22 protein-coding genes and 1 tRNA gene are annotated in these 21,592 nt (G+C 58.3%); 10 read left to right on the forward strand and 13 right to left on the reverse strand.

Going from position 1 to position 21,592, the window contains the following annotated elements:
* The first annotated feature begins 42 nt into the window (after positions 1–42).
* Both ilvC and cbiB read left to right on the forward strand, forming a co-directional pair.
* The gene (ilvC, locus tag SynPROS71_RS09465; RefSeq protein ID WP_186594727.1) at positions 43–1,038 is read left to right on the forward strand and encodes a ketol-acid reductoisomerase; all 996 of its coding nucleotides are present in this window, start codon (positions 43–45) and stop codon (positions 1,036–1,038) included.
* Between the two features lie 10 nt (positions 1,039–1,048).
* Entirely contained in the window at positions 1,049–2,062 is a 1,014-nt protein-coding gene (cbiB, locus tag SynPROS71_RS09470; protein WP_255442508.1) for an adenosylcobinamide-phosphate synthase CbiB, read from the forward strand.
* A 1-nt stretch (position 2,063) separates the two neighbouring features.
* Here the strand turns inward: cbiB and SynPROS71_RS09475 are convergent, their stop codons facing one another.
* Both SynPROS71_RS09475 and SynPROS71_RS09480 read right to left on the reverse strand, forming a co-directional pair.
* Entirely contained in the window at positions 2,064–2,792 is a 729-nt protein-coding gene (locus SynPROS71_RS09475; RefSeq protein ID WP_186594728.1) for a hypothetical protein, read from the reverse strand.
* Positions 2,793–2,801: 9 nt separating this feature from the next.
* Positions 2,802–3,512: a sugar transferase gene (locus SynPROS71_RS09480; protein WP_370586872.1), complete on the reverse strand. Its 711-nt coding sequence runs from the start codon at positions 3,510–3,512 to the stop codon at positions 2,802–2,804.
* Between the two features lie 244 nt (positions 3,513–3,756).
* On the opposite strand from SynPROS71_RS09480, the gene SynPROS71_RS09485 reads away from it, so the two are divergent.
* A complete protein-coding gene (locus SynPROS71_RS09485; protein ID WP_186594730.1) occupies positions 3,757–4,014 on the forward strand; it encodes a hypothetical protein in 258 nt (85 codons plus the stop codon).
* Here SynPROS71_RS09485 and SynPROS71_RS09490 read toward each other — a convergent pair whose 3' ends face one another.
* Both SynPROS71_RS09490 and SynPROS71_RS09495 read right to left on the reverse strand, forming a co-directional pair.
* On the reverse strand, positions 4,015–4,740 hold the full coding sequence (locus tag SynPROS71_RS09490; RefSeq protein WP_186594731.1) for a DUF1345 domain-containing protein: 726 nt from the start codon (positions 4,738–4,740) through the stop codon (positions 4,015–4,017).
* A gap of 512 nt (positions 4,741–5,252) precedes the next feature.
* Complete coding sequence (locus SynPROS71_RS09495) at positions 5,253–6,266, reverse strand: hypothetical protein (RefSeq protein ID WP_186594732.1); 1,014 nt, start codon at positions 6,264–6,266, stop codon at positions 5,253–5,255.
* Between the two features lie 91 nt (positions 6,267–6,357).
* On the opposite strand from SynPROS71_RS09495, the gene SynPROS71_RS09500 reads away from it, so the two are divergent.
* From SynPROS71_RS09500 to SynPROS71_RS09515, 4 genes are read left to right on the forward strand one after another with little or no spacing between them, the layout of a single operon-like run.
* Positions 6,358–6,750 carry a hypothetical protein gene (locus SynPROS71_RS09500; protein ID WP_255442095.1) on the forward strand — a complete coding sequence of 131 codons (393 nt, stop codon included), beginning with the start codon at positions 6,358–6,360 and terminating at the stop codon, positions 6,748–6,750.
* Positions 6,747–9,140, forward strand: a complete 2,394-nt coding sequence (locus SynPROS71_RS09505; RefSeq protein ID WP_255442096.1) for a heavy metal translocating P-type ATPase — start codon at positions 6,747–6,749, stop codon at positions 9,138–9,140. Before SynPROS71_RS09500 ends, SynPROS71_RS09505 begins: the two co-directional genes overlap by 4 nt.
* Positions 9,137–9,640 carry a hypothetical protein gene (locus tag SynPROS71_RS09510; RefSeq protein WP_186594733.1) on the forward strand — a complete coding sequence of 168 codons (504 nt, stop codon included), beginning with the start codon at positions 9,137–9,139 and terminating at the stop codon, positions 9,638–9,640. The genes SynPROS71_RS09505 and SynPROS71_RS09510 overlap by 4 nt, the downstream gene beginning before the upstream one ends.
* Positions 9,641–9,645: 5 nt before the next feature.
* Entirely contained in the window at positions 9,646–11,811 is a 2,166-nt protein-coding gene (locus SynPROS71_RS09515; protein WP_186594735.1) for a hypothetical protein, read from the forward strand.
* Here SynPROS71_RS09515 and SynPROS71_RS09520 read toward each other — a convergent pair.
* Complete coding sequence (locus SynPROS71_RS09520; protein WP_186594737.1) at positions 11,772–12,272, reverse strand: hypothetical protein; 501 nt, start codon at positions 12,270–12,272, stop codon at positions 11,772–11,774. The two genes, SynPROS71_RS09515 and SynPROS71_RS09520, sit on opposite strands and share 40 nt — an antisense overlap.
* A gap of 201 nt (positions 12,273–12,473) precedes the next feature.
* Here SynPROS71_RS09520 and SynPROS71_RS09525 point away from each other — a divergent pair, with 201 nt between their 5' ends.
* Positions 12,474–13,004, forward strand: coding sequence for a carbonic anhydrase (locus SynPROS71_RS09525; RefSeq protein ID WP_255442097.1), 531 nt, complete (start codon positions 12,474–12,476; stop codon positions 13,002–13,004).
* An 85-nt stretch (positions 13,005–13,089) separates the two neighbouring features.
* Complete coding sequence (locus SynPROS71_RS09530) at positions 13,090–13,407, forward strand: hypothetical protein (protein WP_186594741.1); 318 nt, start codon at positions 13,090–13,092, stop codon at positions 13,405–13,407.
* A gap of 4 nt (positions 13,408–13,411) precedes the next feature.
* Here SynPROS71_RS09530 and SynPROS71_RS09535 read toward each other — a convergent pair whose 3' ends face one another.
* The 8 genes from SynPROS71_RS09535 to hisF form a co-directional block, all read right to left on the reverse strand.
* Positions 13,412–15,553: a hypothetical protein gene (locus tag SynPROS71_RS09535; RefSeq protein WP_186594743.1), complete on the reverse strand. Its 2,142-nt coding sequence runs from the start codon at positions 15,551–15,553 to the stop codon at positions 13,412–13,414.
* Positions 15,554–16,031: 478 nt separating this feature from the next.
* Positions 16,032–16,118: transfer RNA gene (locus tag SynPROS71_RS09540), tRNA-Ser, on the reverse strand.
* Between the two features lie 25 nt (positions 16,119–16,143).
* Positions 16,144–18,099, reverse strand: a complete 1,956-nt coding sequence (locus SynPROS71_RS09545; RefSeq protein WP_186594745.1) for a ComEC/Rec2 family competence protein — start codon at positions 18,097–18,099, stop codon at positions 16,144–16,146.
* Positions 18,100–18,152: 53 nt separating this feature from the next.
* Complete coding sequence (glyQ, locus tag SynPROS71_RS09550; protein ID WP_186594746.1) at positions 18,153–19,043, reverse strand: glycine--tRNA ligase subunit alpha; 891 nt, start codon at positions 19,041–19,043, stop codon at positions 18,153–18,155.
* A 49-nt stretch (positions 19,044–19,092) separates the two neighbouring features.
* On the reverse strand, positions 19,093–19,440 hold the full coding sequence (locus tag SynPROS71_RS09555; protein ID WP_186594748.1) for a hypothetical protein: 348 nt from the start codon (positions 19,438–19,440) through the stop codon (positions 19,093–19,095).
* An 88-nt stretch (positions 19,441–19,528) separates the two neighbouring features.
* Positions 19,529–20,230, reverse strand: coding sequence for a bifunctional demethylmenaquinone methyltransferase/2-methoxy-6-polyprenyl-1,4-benzoquinol methylase UbiE (gene ubiE / locus SynPROS71_RS09560; protein WP_186598026.1), 702 nt, complete (start codon positions 20,228–20,230; stop codon positions 19,529–19,531).
* Entirely contained in the window at positions 20,227–20,496 is a 270-nt protein-coding gene (locus SynPROS71_RS09565) for a hypothetical protein (RefSeq protein ID WP_255442098.1), read from the reverse strand. Before SynPROS71_RS09565 ends, ubiE begins: the two co-directional genes overlap by 4 nt.
* A 21-nt stretch (positions 20,497–20,517) precedes the next feature.
* Positions 20,518–21,309, reverse strand: a complete 792-nt coding sequence (gene hisF, locus SynPROS71_RS09570) for an imidazole glycerol phosphate synthase subunit HisF (protein WP_186594750.1) — start codon at positions 21,307–21,309, stop codon at positions 20,518–20,520.
* 54 nt (positions 21,310–21,363) lie between these two features.
* Between hisF and SynPROS71_RS09575 the strand changes: the two genes are divergently transcribed.
* On the forward strand, positions 21,364–21,582 hold the full coding sequence (locus tag SynPROS71_RS09575; protein ID WP_186594752.1) for a DUF2862 domain-containing protein: 219 nt from the start codon (positions 21,364–21,366) through the stop codon (positions 21,580–21,582).
* Positions 21,583–21,592: the final 10 nt, after the last annotated feature.

Raw genomic sequence — 21,592 nt, forward strand, 5'->3', positions numbered from 1 at the left:
GCGTAAGCTCAGTCGTTACCAAGCTCCACAACCACCGTCCGGATGGCTCAGCTTTTCTACGACACCGATGCCGATCTCTCGCTGCTCAGCGGCAAGACGGTAGCCATCGTTGGCTATGGCTCCCAGGGTCATGCCCACGCCCTCAATCTCAAGGACAGCGGTGTTGAGGTGGTTGTCGGTCTGTACGAAGGCAGTCGCTCCGCTGAGAAAGCCAAGGCCGATGGCCTCGAAGTGCTCTCTGTGGCGGAGGCTGCAGAACGAGCCGACTGGATCATGGTGCTGCTGCCCGATGAGTTCCAGAAGGACGTTTACGCCAAGGAAATTGCACCGCATCTGAAAGCGGGCAAGGTGCTGAGCTTCGCCCATGGCTTCAACATCCGCTTCGGCCTGATCAAGCCTCCTGCCGACGTTGATGTGGTGATGATCGCCCCCAAGGGACCGGGCCACACCGTGCGCTGGGAATACCAGAACGGTCAGGGCGTGCCCGCCCTGTTCGCGATCGAGCAGGACGCGTCTGGGCAAGCCCGAGGCCTGGCCATGGCCTACGCCAAAGGAATTGGTGGCACCCGAGCCGGAATTCTGGAGACCAACTTCAAAGAGGAAACCGAGACCGATCTGTTCGGTGAACAGGCTGTGCTCTGCGGCGGCCTCTCCGAACTGGTGAAGGCAGGTTTCGAAACCCTGGTGGAAGCTGGCTACCAGCCCGAGTTGGCTTACTTCGAATGCCTGCACGAGGTGAAGCTGATCGTGGATCTGATGGTGAAGGGTGGCTTGTCGGCCATGCGTGACTCCATCTCCAACACCGCCGAATACGGCGACTACGTGAGCGGTCCGCGCCTGATCACGGCCGACACCAAGGCGGAAATGAAGCGCATCCTCAGCGACATCCAGGACGGCACCTTCGCCAAGAACTTCGTGGCGGAATGCGAAGCCGGCAAGCCGGAGATGAACAAGATCCGCGAACAGGACCGTCACCACAAGATCGAGGAAGTGGGCAAGGGCCTGCGGTCGATGTTCAGCTGGTTGAAAGCCTCCTGAGCCAGGGACCATTCAGCCCATCGTCCTGGTGATCGCCGCTGCCGGTCTCGACTGGTTGATCGGAGATCCCCGGTGGTTGCCCCATCCCGTGGTGTGGATGGGGCAAGCCATCCGCTATCTCAGGCAACGGCTGGAACCTTGGGCGGGAGATCGTCCCAGGGAACTGCGCTTGAGTGGTGGTCTGATTACGACGGCGCTGGTGTTGACCAGCGTTGGCGCTGGATGGCTGATCGAGCGTTTTTGGCTGCAGTCCAGCGGACTTTGGCAGTGGGCTGCTGGTTTGATCCTCGTGATGGCGCTGGCCAGTGCTCTGGCGGCACGAAGCCTTCACGACAGTGTCATCGCCGTGGTGAAGGCCCTCCCAGACCAGGACGACGCAGAGCCGACCCTTGCACGGGAGCGACTGAGCTGGATTGTGGGCCGGGAGACGAACCAGCTCTGCGGCAATGAGATTTTGCGCGCAGCAGCGGAAACGGCCAGTGAAAATGCCGTTGATGGCGTCTTCGCGCCCCTGTTCTGGATGCTCGTTGGCGTTGTTCTCTGGAGAGCAGGCTGGCTCCAGGGTCCTGGCCCTCTCGCGCTCGCCTGGGGTTTCAAGGCCAGCAGCACCCTTGATTCCATGCTGGGCTACAAGCGCGGAAGATTGCGCTGGCTGGGGACAGCAGGCGCCCGTTTGGACGACGCCCTCACCTGGCTGCCGTGCCGATTGGTGATGGTGACGCTGCCCCTGATCAGCCGCAGCTGGTGGATGTGGCCCTCATTGGTACGGGCGGCGGAACGGGATGGATCCCTGGATCCCTCACCGAACGCTGGACGGTCGGAAGCGATCTACGCCCATTGCGCCGATGTTCAGCTTGGAGGCAGCAACCGCTATGGGGACACGTGGATCGACAAACCCCTTCTGAAGGCTGGAGGCGCTGAAGCCGACCCGCACGGAGTACGAACCATCCTCAATCTGTCGGCGCGACTGGAATCGCTGTGGCTATTTGCAGCGGGAGGACTGAGCCTGCTCACGAAGCAATGACTTAGCGGGTGTGAAAACGTCCCAAGATCAGGGCAATGAGAATGGCCACATACAGCTGGCCACTCACAGTGATCACCGTGACGATGACTTGGGACGTGACATCAGCAGAGTTCATCACTCCGGATCCAACAGTGGTGAGCAGGTTGAACGAGGCCGCCATCAGCACCGGGGCGTAACGCTCCACAGCCAGCGCCCCGCCCCCTGTGAGAGACGCATGATCACCCTGGGTCAATACGGACAGATCAAAGGCCGATGGATGCAGCTCGAGAGCTGCAGTCAGCAGAACTCCACCCGCAATCCCAATCAGGAGGTACCCCTGCGCAGCCCCCATCACCACAGCCACAGTCACAAACGGCTCTCGGATCAGCGACCGAATCATCCACAAAACATTCACGAAGAAAAAAACAGTCCAGACGAGCACATGCGGCAGCGTGAGCCAATGACCAAAAGCCGGCAGAAAAAACAAGGCCAAGTGCCAGATCACTTCGAGTGCAATCGCTAGAAATCCGAGAACGTAGATCGACCTGATTTGACGCTTGATTCGGCTGTAACGCACAACAAATCCCATCAGCACGACTGCCAAGGAGATCAGAAGAGCCGACAGAAAAAACGGATATTGAACCGCAAACGGGAGCAAAAGCAGAAACAGCAACTTATTGACCAGGAGTAGGAAGTAACCCCTATGACGGAAGCGGAGACGCTGGATCTGCTCTTTCGAGTAATGCCTCATTCCTATGGATCAGTAAGCGCCACGATCCATCGGCAACAGAAGAACTCCAAATGTGCGCAAAATGATGGCGGAATCCAGAAAGAATGAACGACCTCTGGCATACGCCAGATCCAGTCGAACCCGTTTTGCGTAACTGAGGTTATTGCGACCGCTTACCTGCCAAAGCCCAGTCAGTCCTGGGCGGACGGCCAGGACCTCGTCCATGTAGTCGGAGTAGCGCTCAATTTCCTTATCGACGATCGGTCTGGGCCCCACCACGCTCATCTCTCCACGCAACACATTGAGGAACTGGGGAAGTTCATCGAGGCTTGATCGCCTGAGGAAACGGCCAATCGGCGTAATCCGCGGATCTTCCCGCAGCTTGAAATCACGCTCAAACTCAGCACGCATGGCTGGCGATCGCTCCAACACCTGAGCCAGCACGGCATCCGCATCGGCTCGCATGGTGCGGAATTTGATGCAGCCAAAGCGACGGTATCCCCGGCCAACGCGTTTCTGCACATAAAACACCGGTCCCGGAGAGCTGAGCTTCACCAGTGCTGCCAACAAGCCAAACAACGGTGCTCCCAACGCGAGAACGGCGAGTGAAAAGAGCACATCACCACTGCGCTTGATGGTTCTCCCCACTCGGCTTTGACGGCGAACGAGGGTGAGGGCTGTCAGGCTCGAGGCAGGAGCGGAAATCAGCTCGAGATGCCGTCGAGAAGCACGGCGGCTCATCCCGGAAGCCGAAGGCTTCAGCACGGATTTCCGGGATGAACCGACCAATCCCTGTCCCTTGCGTCTCATCCCAATCAACCGCAAAGACAACGATCCGTCAGCCGTGCGGGGCCAGTAGCAGCAACGGCACAGAACCAATGCACACGACCTTGACTCCGCATCAAGCCGTCTCACAACGCGACAGATTCATCACGAAGTCTCTCAGGCAATTGCCGCCGAGGCGACTTGTCCCGAAGCTTGGGGCATGGCAACGACCAGCACCCCTCTCAACAGCCTGCTCGAGGAGTCCCTCAAGGAGCCCTCAATCGGTGAAACCGGCAACTTTCGATGGCATGCCACGCCTGTGGGCATCGCCGCGCTCTGGCAATCCAACAACCAGCCTCTCACCCCTCCCTTTGACGATGCCCTCAAAGAGGGACTGGAAGTCGGACTCGATCTCACTCGCGAAGAACGCGAATTTCATCAGGTCAGCCTTGGGCTCGTTCTGCTGTTTCATTCCTAATCAGGCACTAGTGACCAGGTTGAGCACAGCAGAAATCACCGTTGAATAAAAAAGAAAGCTCACAATGGAGTGAAACCACACCACTCTACGAATCCTTGAATCTTCAAGTGTTACATCACTCATGGCATAGGTGAGGCCTACCGCGAAAGCGACGTAAAGAAAATCGGTAAAAATTGGTTCATTTCCTTCGAAGATCAATCCCTGAGGGGACTCACCGCTCTCGCCACTGCGAGGGTTGAGCTGAAAATAACTCTTGGCATAGTGGATGCCAAAACCATTGTGCAATTGCATCCACGTAGCGAACATAGACAGAAAGTAAACAACAATTCTCAACCATTCCGGCAAGAAACTCTGACCAGAATGAATGTCGCTAATGCTTAAGCTCAACAGGGCAATACTCATAAATGTAAACAAAACCGTCCTGAGAATCAGTCGCATGCGACGAGCTCTTTCATGGCCGAAGAGCGTTCGTGTCTGCGGAAGATTCAATCGTGATGCACAAACATTGAAACGGACAAGGTCGAGCAACATAGCGCTGAGAAACCCAACAGAAAAGGCTTCATCAAGCACATTCCAGCGCGCCCCCATCAAGCAGAAGATGATCAGGGCAACAACAACACCAATCGAGCCAGCGATCTTGGCGCGCTCTAGATCATGAAACGCACTGAACAGCCGATGGGGAAAAGGGGAGGCCGTCAGAACCACCTGTTCACGATTCAAATCCATTCAGAGGTCAGGAACCGGTTCCAAACGAGTCTTTACTCCCAATGCTTAAGTTAAGGGAGGTTTTTTGACACGGCCATGAGCGTTGATGCGCATAAAACCACTCACTTTGGGGTGGAGCATCGACTCCATGCCAGAGCCCGCATCCGCTTCAAGTCTGAGCCCAGCCCAGAGATGCTGCGGAGCGTGATCTGGCTGATTGAGCGTGATGAATCGGGCGTCATGGCTCGCTCCGCACTGGCGGGACGAGGGCTCGTGCTCTGGTGTGTCGACAAGGAACAATCCATCGAGATTGGATTACAACTCCTCAAGAACGTGCTGCAAGCTCCCTGCGCGCACCTTGTCATTCCCCCTGAACGCGGATTGGCCGGCGTGCTTCAGCGATCGCGTACGGGTGGTATCAAAGTTCTAATGGCCCTTGCTGTGGCGGGATGGGCGCTCCCTGTCCTACCTGGGACGCCTTTCTTTTTAATGGCCTGGTGGTTGGGATGGAGGCCAGAGCCATCGCCTACCTCTCAGCGGAATTCGATCTCGATGCAAACGCCTTTAACTCTTGCGGATAAAGGTGTGAATCCATGACATTCTTCGGGCAAGGGGATGTGCAGACGTTGTTCCAATGCGGAGATTTCCAGTTTTTGATCTCGGCAAGTGATGCGCAGATCCGCTTTTTCGACACCGGGAGCGAAAACACGGCAAGTGAGCGTCAATCGCCCCTGCTGATCCCCACGACCCCAGTGCACAGAAGGAGGCGGCGTCGATGCTGAGCCCCACCATTGTCGAATGGCATCCCGTTGATCCAATCCGTCGCGCGCAGTGATGAGGATGGGTAGTCCCGAATCTGACAAGGGGATCATGGTCCAGCCCTGACCCTGCAGAACGATGCGACTGAGTGGAAGGGAATTGAGCGGCATCAGGGCGCAGCGTCGTCTCAGAACAGGCCAGCGTGCGGCATCTCCAATCAGCGCCAGCACCAATTCGCTGTGAGCAGGGTTGTTCAAACAGGTGGAGAGTGTCTGCAACCGCCTTCTCCATACCTCGGGTGGTCTTAGAGCGTCAGCAGCAGGCAATTGCAAGCGCAGCATTCGGTCAAAATGTGAAAGCTTCCGCCGGGTCTCGGTCCACCAGGTCAACAGGGGGTCCCAAAGGGAATCGAGCAGCTCCGGGCCCTGACGAGCCAGTTGAAGCATGGCCAGAGCCTGGGTAGCCGGTGGAAGCACCACCGTCACAACCCCATCACCGCTGGAGTTGATCTTGTGATCCAGCTGTTCAGCTAGCCATAGCAAGGCCTGGAGATCCCGGAGTCCTGGAAGCAGCCAGGGAGGCTTGGGGTCAACATCCTCGAATCCCAGCATCAGAAGCCAAGGAGTAAGGGGCTGTTTCAGCTCACTCCAAAGCATGCGGGAATGCGCCTCGATCGCGAAGGGCTTCACGATGCGAGGAAAGTCGCTTGGAAGAACCAGCGACAAATCCCCGGCAAGGTCAAGCACCGGGCCCTCATCAGGTTGTGCAATCAACAGATCAGAGGCCATTTCCAAGTGATCAGCGCAAAGGAAGACCAGCGATGGCACTGTCTGTCCTTGCAATGTATTGACCACTACGTTTCAAGCCCTCCTATCAATTTTGACATCGCTGAATCGAAAAAAAGCAAGTAGGTTCCTCGAAAGAGTGGTTCATGCAATGTTCGAGCTGGAGACCGTACTTGCCTTCGGTGTCGGTGCCGGACTAGTTGCATTGGCACCAATGGTGAAGCGTTTCGGCAATCCCCAACTGGGCGATTCGATGAACCAGACCGGGCGGTCCATGGCCAAAAGTGGAATCAAATTGGGGGTCACCGTGGCCAGTGCAGCTGGTGCTGCTGCCAAGGGAGTTGCGCGCGGAGCGGCGGAAGCAGCCGAGGGGCTTGGAGATCTGGTTGCTGAAGCCAAGCATGAAATGGAGTCCTCTGTAGGGACAGAGGAGCCTGCTGTTAAGTCGAGCAAATCCAAGAAAGTCACTGAAGTCACTGTCGAGTGACGCATTCCACCACCATCTCTGGTTGCTTCAACATGAGGGAGGAGTCGCTTGGCTTTCAGCTCATTCATCGCAGTGATCAGCGACTCCGCTTGAGTCTTCCTCGCGATCGCAAGTCTCCTGAAGCGTTGAAGCATTGGTTGATCGGTCAGCCTGAAATCCTCTCAGCCAGGGTCAACACCTGGGCTCAATCACTCATCATCACCCTGCCTCCATCCACCTCAGGATGGAGTGACAATGACGTGATCAGCTGGATGAATTCCCTCCCCAGCGATGGGGAACTGATGCATCAATTCAACGCCTGCCCTCCGGTTCAGGACGTTGCCTTGAGGGATGGCGATGCGGAGGAGCCCTTCGTCCCCTCCCGGATCATTCTTCCCGTCAGTTCCTTGGCACTGGCACTGCTCGCCGGCCCCTTATCGCTGCCACCTCTGGGCGTGGCGATCTTCATTCTCATCGCGGCCCGCCTGAGCTTCCGTCGGGCATGGGAAGGCCTTCGGGATGAACGCCGCATCAACGTCGATGCTCTCGACGCTTTGGCCGTGGGTATTCACAGTCTCGAGGGGTTCCTTGTTGGCCCGGCGTTGATGATCAGCATGATCGAGGGCGGTGAAGCGGTTCGTGATGCCACCCAACGGATCGCGCATTCAGCTAGCTCCGATCTCCTGGCCGGCCTTGAGGCGGATGTCCGCCGTATTGATGATGCTGGCAACGAAACGATCGTGCCCAGCTCTGAACTCAGATCAAATGACAGAGCCATTTTTTATCCAGGGGACAGCATTCCCTGCGATGGAATCGTTGAAAAAGGCGAAGTCAGCTTCGATGTTGTGAAGCTCACCGGTGAATCTGTCCCCCGACACGCTGAGGCAGGTGATGAAGTTTTGGCTGGATTCATCCTGCTTGAAGGAACCATGATCATGCGCATCACGGCTGTGGGCTGTGACACCCGCATCGGTCAAATCACAGCGCTGATCGACTCAGCTCCTGTTTTCGACACTCGGGTGGGCAATGTCGCAGCAAGGGTTGCCAACCGCTTTGTGTTGCCGACTCTTGCGTTGGCAGGAGTCTCACTGCTTCTAAGCGCAGGCAATCTCGCCCAGGCGGCCTCCCTGCTGATGTTCGACCTAGGCACCGGCCTCAGGGTTTCTGTGCCAACGGCGATCATGGCTGCCCTGACACGCGCAGGTAGCCAAGGACTCCTGATCCGTAGTGGACGTGCGCTCGAACTCCTCGATGAGATCGACGTTGTTGTCTTCGATAAGACAGGCACACTCACCAAAGGGCACCCCTCGGTGGTTCATTTCGATGTGCTCGACCCATCGTTCGAGCCCGAGACACTGATGCATTTGGCGGCATCCGCCGAACAGGGACTGAACCATCCGATTGCAGAGGCCATCGTTCAATACGCGGCACTCTCAGAACAGCATCCTGCCACTCCTGATGCCTGGGATTACAAGATTGGGCGTGGAGTCTCCGCTGTGATCGAAGGCCATTCCGTGTTGATCGGTAACTCCCGATTGCTGCGCGAAGAAGGCTTGACTGAGCCAGAACTACCGATTCGCCCAGAGCTGGACACAGCAACACCTGTCTTTCTCGCCGTCGACGGTGCCATCGTCGGTGTTTTCCACGCCGCCGATACCCTGCGTCCCGACAGCCACGCCCTGGTGCAAGAACTGCACCGCCGCGGCATCCAAGCGCACATGCTCACCGGCGACATCGCAACCGTTGCTCACGCTGTGGCCGCACGGCTTGGTCTACATCCAGATGAAGTGCACGCGGAAGCGCTACCCGATCAGAAAGCAGATCTGGTGAAAGCGTTCAAAGACCAAGGCAAGCGGGTGGTGTTCGTGGGAGATGGCATCAATGACTCAGCGGCTCTGGCCTACGCCGATGTGTCTGTTTCATTCGCTTCTGGCAGCGACCTGGCCAGGGAAACCGCTGACATCGTGCTCACGAACGATCGTGTTTCCGATCTAATCGCTGCACAGGATCTGTCTCGGCTCACCTTCAAACTCATCCGCGAGAACATCGGCATCGTTGGCGTTCCCAACCTCAGCGCACTGCTCATCGGAACCTTCTTCCCCCTGGGACCGATCACAGCGGTGCTGATCAACAACGGGTCCTCCTTGGTCGCTGCTGGTAATGCCATGCGCACGCTCAGATTCCGTCCTTCCCCCCTATCAGAACCGCAAAGCTGCGACCTGCCTGCACCGTTGCGCGCCAGTGATCTTGCCAAGCGCTTGGGAACAACCCATCAAAGGATTAGCTCGATGCGCAAGAAAGGGGGACTTCCCTCTTGGAGCCGCCTCCAAGATCCTGACGGACACAGCTGGCGCTACTGCGAAACAACGCAGATCTACCACCCGCTGGAGATCGCTGAGGCGGTGGCTTGAGCAGCAGCGACTGCCTGACCTTGCGCCACCGCAACGCCCTGCGTTGCCGCTACACGATTGATTCGGCGACCACCATGTGCTGGAGTCAACTCGAACGGGAACTCTCCAAACGCCTCACCAACCACAGCATTCAGTTCCGTTGCAACAGGCTGGCCGGTTCGATTTCGTTCCACACCACAGCAGCTCAGGGTGAACTGAATTGGCACGTCGCAACCCACGCCCTGGTGGCGTCCCTCGATGCTTTGGGAGTCACGCCTCCTCCTCCCAAGGTGTTGGCGATTTCCGTAAAAACGATCAGATCCCCATTGCCACCCATTGGCAATGTCATCACGTTGGCACTCAGTTTGATTCTCGCCCTAATGGCCTTTCTGCTTCTACTGATCGGCCTACCAGCGCACCTGCTGCCATTGTCCCCGGGTTCTGTTCTGATTCTTCTGGCGACTTGGTGTCTTGAACTCTCACTGCTGATGCGACGTCCCTTCGTTCAATCCGCCCCCTGATTGCCATGACAACCATGGTTTCGATCACCTCAGATGTCCAACCCTGGACAGTGGTCAGTGACCTTCCCGGCAGAGTCAGGGTTCGCTGGAACCCTTCACTCTTCAACGTTGAGACACTACGCCACACCCGATTGGTGTTGGGTGGTTGTCCCTGGCTGCTGGGATTCCGCATCAACCCCCTTGCCGGAAGTCTCTGCATTCATGTGAGCTCCGACCACCGCCCGAAGCTGGAGGAGCTGCTTGCTCTGGCACTCGATCCAGGTGGCACGCAACTCGAACCGGATTGCGAGGCTTTGGTGCGGTCAAAACGCGCAAGCCGCGTGTTGTTGCACGGTGGAGTCTGCACAGGGATCTTGCTGTTTGATCTCTTGATCCCTCTGCCGCTCACCCTGCTGGTCGGCCTGTCGTCGGTGATGATTTGGCCAAGGGTTCTTGCAGGATTGCGATCTCTCTTCAAGGGGGAGACCGATTACGACTTAATGGAGCTTGGACTCTCCGGGCTCATGCTCATTCAAGGACTTCCCGAGGAAGTTCTCGTGGATCTCAGCATTCACGATGGAACGGGCTTGATGCAGCAATCCATGCTGCCCTCCGACGAAACCGGAAGCCCAAAACGCTTGTTGCAGCGACTCGAAGAGCGAATTCATCTCACGTCGCCGGATCCCGATCAACAGCCCATCTGCCTTTCCGATGCGAAACGCGGGCAAAAGTATCGAATTCATGCCGAACAAATGTGTCCCTTGCGTTCGCGCGTGGAGTGCGGGGATCTGCTTGTCATTGATAAACGCATTAATGGAGACTGGCAACCACGCTGGTTGAAGCAAGGCGATGGCGTCAAAGCCGGGGCGCTGGTGATTAAAGGCCAGGGAGTCCTGAGCCTGCAGACGGAACTCGACAACGACCCCACTTATGCCTTATTGCAAGAACAGCAGACACACAGCTGCCTCGAGGACAACGTTTTAGCGGGCGATCTCGCAACCATCGGTCGCTGGATGAATCCTTTTCTGCTGCTAAGCAGCGGTGCTTTGATTGCCACTGGTGCCGGCCATGCTGCGTTCGCGCCCCTGCAATTCACCCCCCTGCACAACTGGGAACAGAGCGTGAGTGGTGCCAGGTTGACAGCGGTAGCTGATCTGAAGCTGCATAACGTCACTCTTCACAACCCCAACACGCTGAGCAGTTTTGGCAAGATCAAGCATCTTGTGGTGACCTTCAGCAGCCTGAACCACCACCGTGGGATCAACCTTGAGGAGCACAGGATCGAGGATGGCTTAGCAGAAGGAAGCCTAGTGAGACTTCTCGCGGGAATCCAATCCTGGTTAGTAGAAGAGGGAGGCCCCTCGATCTGGGCCGATCAGCTACGCGAGATCGACAAGCCCACAGCAATTGACTCGGTAACGATCGAGTCAGCAACCCGACGCTTCAATGTGGTGACCGCCGATGGCCAGCGCTACTTGGTAGAGCCCGATGTGACGGAATCGCCTTCCTCCTCAGATGCCATTGAGATCCTGCATCCCCTAACCATTCGTCGTGATGGCAACGCAATCGGCAGGATCACCATGACGATGTGTCCTGATGATCATTGGATTCAAGCGTCATCTTTGCTCAAGAGACAAGGCATCAAGCTCCATGTGGTCTCCACCCTTCCGTCGAAACAACTGAAAGCCAGCGTTCACAGCCTGGGACTTCCTGATGGCCAAATCCATGGAGGTTGCGACGGAGCCAAGCGGGTCGCACTGGTGAGACGCCTTCAAGGACAATCCCAAACTGGGGTGGCGTATCTGGGGTACCTGATCCAGGACCTCGCAGCCCTTGAATTGGCCGATGTCTCAATCGGCATGCGCGTCGAAGACGACAGCCTCTTCATCTCTGAACTCTGCGATCTGACGATTCCCACGAACGCCGGATGGATTCCCAGACTGATCGAGCTGAGCCGCAGATTGCAGTCCACAGAGAACAGCAACTTTGGACTGATCACCACCACACAACTCATTTCGACCCTGGCAACGGTTGTGGGTTGGATCCCGCCGCTTCAGACCATCCTTCTTGCCGACCTACCGATGTTGATTGCTGAGCTGCACAACATCCTGAGCGTTGAACGGGTGGGTTACCCCGCTGGGGATGCAAGACCTCAGCTGGCAGCCTTCACAAGTCGCCATGAGGATCGCTGACCCGACCGCTGGATCCGCAGACAACGAAGTCCTCGTCTCTCAAAGCCTTTCCCATCGTCGAGATCCTGCAAAGGAGGTAGGCGCCTGAGCTGAAGAAGATCCGCCAGCTCGCGGCTGTCCACTTCGATGCCAGTTCGCACAAGCTGTTCAAGGATCTCGAGACGCTCCCTGAACAGCCTCAGATCTGCGAACTGCTCAGCTTTCATCCAATTGGAATCGCCACTGACGACCGGCAAAGACGACGCATCACCCTCGCCATGGGCCTGAACCAGCTCAAGCTCGGTCGGTACAAGCTCCCCACCATCGCTGGTGACTGCAGCTCTCAAACGTGAAACGTCACTCGCCCGCAGGAATGTACGCAGCCCTCGACGCTCAGGACTGATGCCAATCCGCTGAGCCAAGACAAGAATCTCAGCGCGCGAGAGTCCCAGCTCGGATTCGAGTCTCGACAGGGTCAGCATCTCATCAGCCACGGGCAAGCAACGGACCACCGCGTCATGTTGGTCGTGAACGACTCAGAACGGGGTGGTCATGACGACACCGTGTCCAGAACAACGAGACAATTCATGGCACCCTGCGGCCAAAATCCTTCTACGAGAACAGACATGACGATGACGCCGGAGCAGAGTCTTCAAGCTTTGAAGGCGGGGCATGATCGATTTATGGCGGGAGAGTCCCGACACCCCCACTCCTCTGCTCACAGGCTCAAGCAGCTGGTGGATGGGCAACGCCCGATGGCCGCCATCTTGAGTTGTTCCGACTCGCGCGTTCCCGTTGAGCTGCTCTTTGATGCAGGATTTGGGGATCTTTACGTGGTCCGCACCGCAGGGAATACAAGTTACAGCGACACCATTGGCTCTCTCGACTACGGCGTGCTGTCGCTGGGCATCCATCTCATTGTGGTGATGGGGCACGAACGCTGCGGAGCCGTAACAGCAGCCTGCACTCCAGAGGAAACGCTCACTCCAGCACTCAGCGATCTGGTTGGCACCATCCGCTCCAATCTCAAACGCGTTGGTATCGCCAATGATGTGGGGGCAGCCTGCCGAGCCAACAGCATGGAATCGGCTCGCAGCTTGGTTCATGGCAGTGCGTTAATGCAGGAGCGCGTGAAGCAAGGAACTCTTCGGATCGAAGCGGCTTGTTACACCCTCGAAGAGGGAGCCATCGAGTGGCTCGGTGCTGTCTCCTGATGAGCACAAGTCGCCGCTATTTCGGCATAAAGCAGTAATTTTCAATGGATGTTCATCGGCCTTTCCTTCCGGCCCCTTCACCACGATGTTCGAACTCGAATTTCTCCTGGCCATGGGCGTCGGCGCTGCGCTTGTTGCTGTAGCACCTGCCGTCAAGGCCGTTAGTGGAAAGGAAACCGACTGGAGCCGCTCGGTTAGCAACAGCGGCCGCACCATTACCAAGCAGGGGCTCAAGCTTGGAATTCGTCTGGCCGACACGACAGGAGCACTCTTGAAAGGAGTGGGACACGGCTTTTCAGAGGTCAGCGAAACCTTCACGGACCTTCTCGCTGAAGCTCGTGCGGACCTTGAAACCAACAAGCCAACCCAACCTGCCGTGACCGTGACATCCAAACGCGGTTGAACTCTTAAGCCCTCTTGCCAAGCGTGAGGCATGCACCAGAACGGGAATTGAAGATATCCGCGGTGAGAATGGGGAGATCCACAAGAATCACTGCAATCAAAGGGTTGAGTGGGATCACAAGGTTCACCAACACCACAAACAAGTGAGGCATGAGCACCCAAACCACTTGCTCTGTCTGCCGTCTCTGGAACCGTTGGCAAAGATTGACCAGCACAGGGAGCTGATCAATACAGCGAGTTGCGATCAGAACATCGGCAAGCTCCTGGGAGAACGCCTGATCCAGGTCAGAGATCCGCATCCCCACATCAGCAGCTGCGATCAAGGGAATATCGGCATCCTCTCCTGCAAGCAGCATCACCGGTCCCTGGGAGCGAGCCTGCTCAAGCAAGGACAACTGCTTGGACACATCAGGCTCAAACACAACATTCTGCTCGGGAAGATCGAGCCGTTGGCGCAACAGATTGGCGAACTGCATGTCCCAACGCATCATGAGCGTGATCTGCACACCATTGCGTTCCAGTCTTCGCAAAGCTCTTAAAACCCGTCGCGATTGACTCACCTTGAAGGCCACCCCTCCAATCAATTGACCGGAGCGAATCACATACATCCAGGTCCAGTGACCAATAGGACCGAGATCCCCTGAATGCTGGAGCTGACGGGCACGCAAAAGATTCGGGCCTCCAATCTCAATCCGCTCACCCAACACCAGACCACGCCATCCGAGAGAACCATTCATTTCGATCTCTTCCACGCTGCATGGATCCAGATCCATGGCTTGAAGAAGCGTGGTGTAAGCCGTGAGTCCGAATGGTCGTTGCTTGCAACGGAACCCGGCCAGGATCTGCACCAGTTCGTCGGCACTCGCATCCATTAATGGGTGAAGGCTTTCCAGTTCCATCGACATGAAACGGCCAAGCACCGATTCCGTGATCAACAACTGATGGCTGGCCGCTATCGCTGCACAGGTCTCAGGTCTTTGCAGAACCATGCCCAGATTCAAGGCATCCCGTTGGAGAGCGCCTAACTGCAATGAACAGCTCAACTCCCAGTCGCTTAGGGGATCAAACTGAAGCAGTCCTGCCGCACGGCTGGACTGTCCGGACAGAAGTAAACCACCTCCCGCCATCAGGATCAGAGGGACGGTGCGCGAGTGCAGACGTCGTGATGCCTCAATGATTGGAGGTGGAGCGACCTCCGAGGCCATGACTTGGGTGCAGTGATCCTCTGGTTGCAAGGGATCTTCTGTTGCGATCACCCGGATCACAAGATCACCACTAACCAGCCGGATCCCAGCAGGCAGCTGTTGAAAAGGCCTGACTGGGATCTGCACAGAGCGACCATCGGCCCAGAGCGAAGCAACGGTTCCTGCACCTTGCACCACCTGTCCGTGACAGGGCAATCGCTCGCCTTTCAACAGACGCAGATGATCACCAGCCCTGAGGCTGGAACTGGGAATCTCTGCCACGGACCCATCGGATGCCTGCAGCCTCACCGAACAACGCTGGCGAAAGTCCTCGAGACGCTCCCGAAGCAACGTGCACTGCTCAGGGCCAGGCGTCCAACGCTTGAGCGAATGATTGCCAAGTTCAATCCCCCACTCCAACAGCAATGCCTGACCATGACCGCGAAAAGCGAGGGAGCCGTACCAAAGAAGATCCAGGGTCTTGGCTGGAATCTGCCCTGCACGCCGTTCGGACCAAAAGGCCCGCAACAACGGCAGGAATAAAAGCGGACCCACTGGAAGCAACAGCAGCAGCATCGGCAGGTCAAGAAGCGCATTGACACCGAACAGGGCCAGCACAAAAGACAGTCGACGCAGTGCCTGCGCATTGACAGACGGCGCTATGGACAGGGACAGAGCCACCTCTTGCTGCGCCGACTGCTGCAGGAGCATGAGGACTGCTCGTTTGTGCGTGAGACGACGCGGGTCTCCCTCCAACGTGAGGCTGCCGGCCATGGCATTGGCCCGAACACGGCGGACCCAACGACGCTGGAGTGCCTGATGGATGAGTGCCTGCACCTGAGAAGGGTCTAGGGAACAGTCCACACGACGCAGTCGCAGTCGGCCTGGAATGGAGTGCATCACCTGCCAGTGCATGCCGCTGGCTGGACAGAGCAGAACCTGACCGACACACAAATGCTTCATGACCACAGCGTGGCGTGGTGAAGGCATCAGCCAGGTGTCGCCCGCAACCTTCAAACAGCATTGGCATGGAACTGAGGCCATTCCGGTGAGGAACGGGGGCACTCGCCCTCGAAAACTCATCTGGCTCCGAAAAACTTCTAACCCCAGAGGTTCTCAAATGTTTTTGCCATCATCTTTAAAGACAAAAGCCACAGAATTACCTGCGGCAGGTCGAATTCAACTTGAGCCTATTAACAATCACTGGCTATTAACGACGATAGACCCAAGAACACTCTGAGCATCGATCACCCCGACTAATGCACAGTCGTAAATTCATCAAAACAAAGATTCCTTCGTTCTTCAAACGCATTTTTCGGATCATGACCAACCTGAAGGCACTCAAGCAAAAGCACCAAACACCGACAGGCCATTCCAACAAGTTGAGTCAGCCAAAAACAAATCGTTCAGCGCTGATGTCTCAACAGTCGTTTCATTAAAACGGAGAGGGTGGGATTCGAACCCACGAGGGTGTGACCCCTACACGATTTCGAGTCGTGCGCAATCAACCGGACTCTGCCACCTCTCCCTGCGCAGTGATGCGCTCAATCACTTTAGAGCTCCGCCCCACGCCCCACCCAAGCCACCTCGCCACGTGGGGGTAACAGATCTCTGCGACGCAGAGCAAACACCCGCTGTCCCACCTGAACCTGCAGGTGTCGACCTCTGGCACCCGTCACGCGCAAACCGAGGCCTGCACTTGTCAACGTCTGCCCGGACCGCAGAGGCAGCTGCCCCTGGTGCTCCGCCACAACGGTATGTGCCAGGGGACTCCAACACTTGGACTGGTCCATGGCCACAGGGTCCATCACCGCCACCCAATCAAAACGGGAATGGCCAAGCCCCTCGCCCAGTTGCCTAGCCACATGGCAACTCAGGCCATCGCCATGGCTGCTCAACAAAGCCGCACGGCCGCGATGCCGCAGCACCAGCCACTGGCGTCCCCACTGCTCCACCCTGATCAGGTCATCACTGAACTGCACCCACCCCTGCACCACCACGGCCAACAGAGCCAGAGGAATGGCGTGGCAACGCCAACGCCGAAGCGCGGGTAACCACCAGGGGATCAAGGCAAGGGCGAACGCAAGCACCACCAGCGGTTGGGGACGGCCGGTGAGCAACTGGGCCCATGGCCAGCCACTGATCCAGTGCACCACGGCGATCAGCACGCCTGCCAACTGCTGAACGGGCCAGATCAGCCAGGGCAGAACAAAGGCGGTGATCGGCGCCGGCGCTACCAGCACAAGCAGGGCCAACGCCATCGCCGACAGGGTGAGCGGAGCGAGCAACGGAGCCGCCAGCAGATTGCTGACCAGGGCGTAGAGGGGGGCCGAACCGAAGTGGAGCAACTGCAAGGGCAGGGTCCAGGCCAGGGCCGCCAGGGGAACGGACAGGGCAGGGGCGAAAGGGCGCAGCCACCCCGGCCCATGGGTGCAAAGCCACTGTTCCAGGGAGGCCGCCGACAAGACCAAACCAGCGGTTGCTGCAGCGCTGAGTTGAAATCCCACGGAACGGGCCCAGGCTGGATGCATCAGCAGCATGAGCAGCAGGGTGAGCACCAGCACGCCGATAGGGCGACTGCGCTGCCCCCCTTCACGAATCAGGAGAGCGGCGGCCCCCATCAGCACGGCCCGCACCACCGAGGGCTGGGCACCGGCCAACGCCAGAAACAAGCCCATGGCACTCCCCCCGGCCCCGATGCGCAGAGCAGACGGACCTGAGCGGGTGGCCGCCAGGGTGGTGCCAAGCAGCACGGAAAGATGAAACCCCGAAGCGGCCAGAGCATGGGATAACCCCGCCACGCGGAAGGCCTCACGCAGATCCGCCATCAGATTCACTTGGGCACTCCCCAGCACGAGAGCGGCCAGCAGTCCACCGCGCGCTGGCCCGGCGGCCTCGCTGAAGGCCTCGGCAATGTGCCGGCGGCCATCCGCCAAGGGCGTCCAGGACTGGCGCAAAACCCGGATGGAGTCAGTGCGGATCTGACTCCAACTGCCTCGAGCGACCAACCGCTCCGCTCCCCCATGAAGCAAGGAGTGGGCGGCAGGCCGCGGCCTGCGTAGCGGCCCTATGACTTCGATCCAATCGCCCAGATGCAGAGGCTGCTGACAGGGCTCGACGGTGAGTTCAGTCCGCCCCCTGCGCCGCTCACCATCGAGATGGTTCACCTCCACAAGAGCCCGGCAACGCCCATTACGGACCTGTCCCTCGTTCAGCAGCCGTCCCTGGAGGGTCACCACCTCAGCCGGGCCCTTCATCGGAATCCGGTGACTGGGATCGAGGGGGTGGGGGCGCGGCTCAGCGGCCAGACCGGAGCGGGCGATCACCAGCGCCAGCAAAAGGGTGATCAGGCCCAGCGATTGCCCAGAAAGCCGCAGCCATCGGCGCAGGACGGCAAGACCGAAACCCAGCACCGCGAGCAGCGTGCACCAGTGCTGCCAGGTCTGGGACAGCGCCGCTCCCAGAGCTCCCAGCAGCAAGAGCAACGCCGTGGCCAGGGCCGAATTCATGCTGCACCCGCATCAGTGATGCACCGAGGATTCCCCCATTGGCCGCAAAAGAATCAGACCGCTGCAGCCGCCGCACTCGGCTCCAGCAGGGGAAATCCGAGCGCTTCTCGCTCAGCCAGCCAGGCTTCTGCCACCTGGCGGGCCAGCGTGCGGATCCGGCCGATGGTGGCCGTGCGTTCGGTCACCGAGATCACGCCACGGGCCTCGAGGAGATTGAAGGTGTGCGAGCACTTGAGCACGAAATCCAGGGCCGGAGCGGGCAGATTCTGGGCAATCAGATCCGTGGCCTCGGCTTCATAGATCGCGAACAGCTGCTTCAGCCGCTCTGGGTTGGACGCCTCGAAGTTGAAATGGCACTGACCCTTCTCGAAAGGAAGCCAGATATCGCCGTAACTGCGCTGGGCATTCCAGCTCAGATCCCAGATGCTCTCCACATCCTGGAGATACATCGCCAGGCGCTCGAGGCCGTAGGTGATCTCAATCGACACGGGTTTGCAATCCAGACCACCGCACTGTTGGAAATAGGTGAACTGAGTGACCTCCATGCCATCCAGCCACACTTCCCAGCCCACACCCCAGGCACCGAGGGTGGGGGACTCCCAGTTGTCTTCCACAAAGCGGATGTCGTGATCAGCGGCCCTGATGCCCAGAGCCTCCAATGACGCGAGATAAGTCTCCTGAATGCCGTCGGGGGAGGGCTTGATCAGCACCTGGTATTGGAAATAGTGCTGAGCTCGGTTGGGGTTATCGCCATAGCGCCCGTCGGTCGGCCTGCGGCAGGGTTCTGGATAGGCCACAGCCCAAGGCTCAGGCCCAATAGCGCGCAGCACAGTGTGCGGACTCATGGTTCCAGCCCCCTTTTCGGTGTCGTAGGGCTGGAGCAACAGACATCCCTGCTCAGACCAGAAACGGTTGAGGGTGCTGATGATGTCTTGAAAATGCATCCGTGCGTTGGAGCCGTTGCAAGGCATTCTCCTCAAAGGCCTTCCCGGCTCAACTCAGGGACAGGCAACGGTGGAGATGGGCGATGGCGTGGTGACGATGGGGATGGCCATGGCCTGGACCCATCATGCCCAGCCAGAAACTGCCATCTCCCTGAAACACGAGCACAGGCTTGGACGCCCCCTTCCCATGGGTCTCAAGCAGGGACATGCAGAGCTGTTCAGCGACCTCCGCTCCCCTGGGACGGGACCGCAGTCGGCGCAAAACGGGATCCACCTGCGAGAACGACACGAATGTTGCTTTCTGCGAGTCGGTCACAAGGATCATCCCGTCCAACCACTGGACTTCATCCAGGAGATCTTCGATTGACGACAACAGCGATGGCAGCGGAAAGGCCAACGTGCATTCCCCCGTTTCTTAATCATTTCTTTCATAAGCCATCGGTCTCGCCTGTCGCAAGCGATACAACATGAGGTGTTATGGCTCTTCAATCACGCAGGGTCAAAAGCCCCATCAGCCCACCGGCAATGGCGCGATGACAGGCACGCGAGAAGCCTGCCTCTTTCGCCAGCAGTTCCTGGGAAGCCCCATCGGGAAAGCGCTGCAAACTGGCTTCGAGATAGGCGTAATGGTCTTTGAGGCCAAGCCCTTCGGCGACAGGCACCACCACACGCCGCAGATACGCCCGCTGAAAGCGTGCCGCCAAGGAGGTGGACGGCAAACGATTGAAATCAATGAGGCCTGCCCGGCCCCCAGGCCGAAGCACCCGTTTGATCTCTCTGAGGCCAGCCGCCGGATCAGCAAGGTTGCGCAGCCCGTAGGCCATCACCACCCCGTCAACCGAAGCGGTTTCGAAATCCAGGTCCAGGGCATCGCCCTGCTGGAACTCAACAGGCAACCAGGGCTCGCGCCCTGCACGACTGCGCGCAACCGCAAGTGGCGCCTCGGCCGCATCCACCCCAACCACCTGGCCTCCAGGGCGAACCCGACGAGACAGAGCGAGGGCAACATCGCCGGTGCCGCAGCAGAGATCCAGCCAGACCTCACCCGGACGCGGATCCAGGTGACGAATCAGCTGACGTTTCCATTGACGATGCAACCCGAGACTGAGCAGGTCGTTCAGCCGGTCGTAGGTCGGCGCTGCGTCATTGAACAGCTGTTCAACAGCGTCTGGATCTCCTGGTCTCAAAGCAAGAAGTCGTTCAGGGTCATCACCATCACCGTGGCCAGTCCAACCGCAGCTGAACACACCAGACATCCAGCCAACATCAATGAAAACTCCTGTTGGTCAACCGCCGATTGCATGAGCTGCAACCCCCAGGCCACCAAAGCGATCACGACGCTGACCAGGGCGAGGCCAATCCAGGGAGCCGGCGACCATGGAGCCTCCACCGGCAACAACAGTGCACTCGGAACAGTGGGGTTGGATCCTGGGAGCAGCACGGCGCTGGCCACTTCGCATCGCGTTTAAAAACTTTAATAATCCGGAGCGAACTCAAGGGGGCGAATTGCCAAACCACGTCGTAACAAGTCGGTTTTGATCTCTTGAACAGACAGCACGCCGTCGTGAAGCAGGGACGCCAGCAACGCGGCCGATGCCTGTCCACCGCTCGGCCCCTGGTCGAGGGCCGCCGCAATGTGATCGAGCGTCCCGGCTCCACCTGAGGCAATCACTGGAACCGGAACCGCTTGTGCGACAGCACGGGTGAGGTCGAGGTCGTATCCCGCCTGGGTGCCATCCCCATCCATGGATGTGAGCAGGATTTCTCCAGCTCCATGCCTGGCCACTTCCCGGGCCCAGTCCACAGCATCAAGGCCGGTGTTCTCGCGACCACCCTTCACGTACACATCCCAACCGCCGCCATCACGCCGACGGGCATCGATCGCCACAACGATGCACTGGCAACCGAAACGTTCCGCACCCTCTTTCACCAGTTCAGGACGCCGAACCGCTGATGAATTGAGGCTGACTTTGTCGGCTCCGGCCCTCAGCAGTTCCGTGATGCCTTCCACAGAGCCAATCCCTCCACCCACAGTGAATGGAATCGTGACCTGCTCGGACGTGCGCCTCACCAGATCTACGAGAGTGGCGCGCCCTTCGTGACTGGCCGCGATGTCGAGAAACACCAGCTCATCGGCTCCGGCCTCGCTGTAACGGCAAGCAAGCTCAACCGGATCTCCCGCATCGCGCAATCCCACAAAATTGATGCCCTTCACCACCCGACCAGCGGCCACATCGAGGCAGGGAATCAGGCGGAGAGCGACCATGGCGTTTGATTTGCGGCTGTTAGGGTTGCGGCCACTTTCCAAGCCTCGCAGGCCATGTCACAGCAGGCAGTCACCATCGACATCGGCTCCAAGGTGCGCGTCACCCGCGTTCGTGATCGCATTCCCAAAGCTCTTGTCGAACTGCTGAAATCCGATGCCAACGGCACCGTGACTGATTTTCGGACCGTGGATGGCAAAGGAATCGGTGTGGTTGTAAAGCTCAGTGATGGGTCAACCAACTGGTTCTTTGAAGATGAAATTGCTCCCGCCTGAGGACTCAACG

The sequence above is a fragment of the Synechococcus sp. PROS-7-1 genome (assembly GCF_014279795.1).
GTDB lineage: Bacteria > Cyanobacteriota > Cyanobacteriia > PCC-6307 > Cyanobiaceae > Synechococcus_C.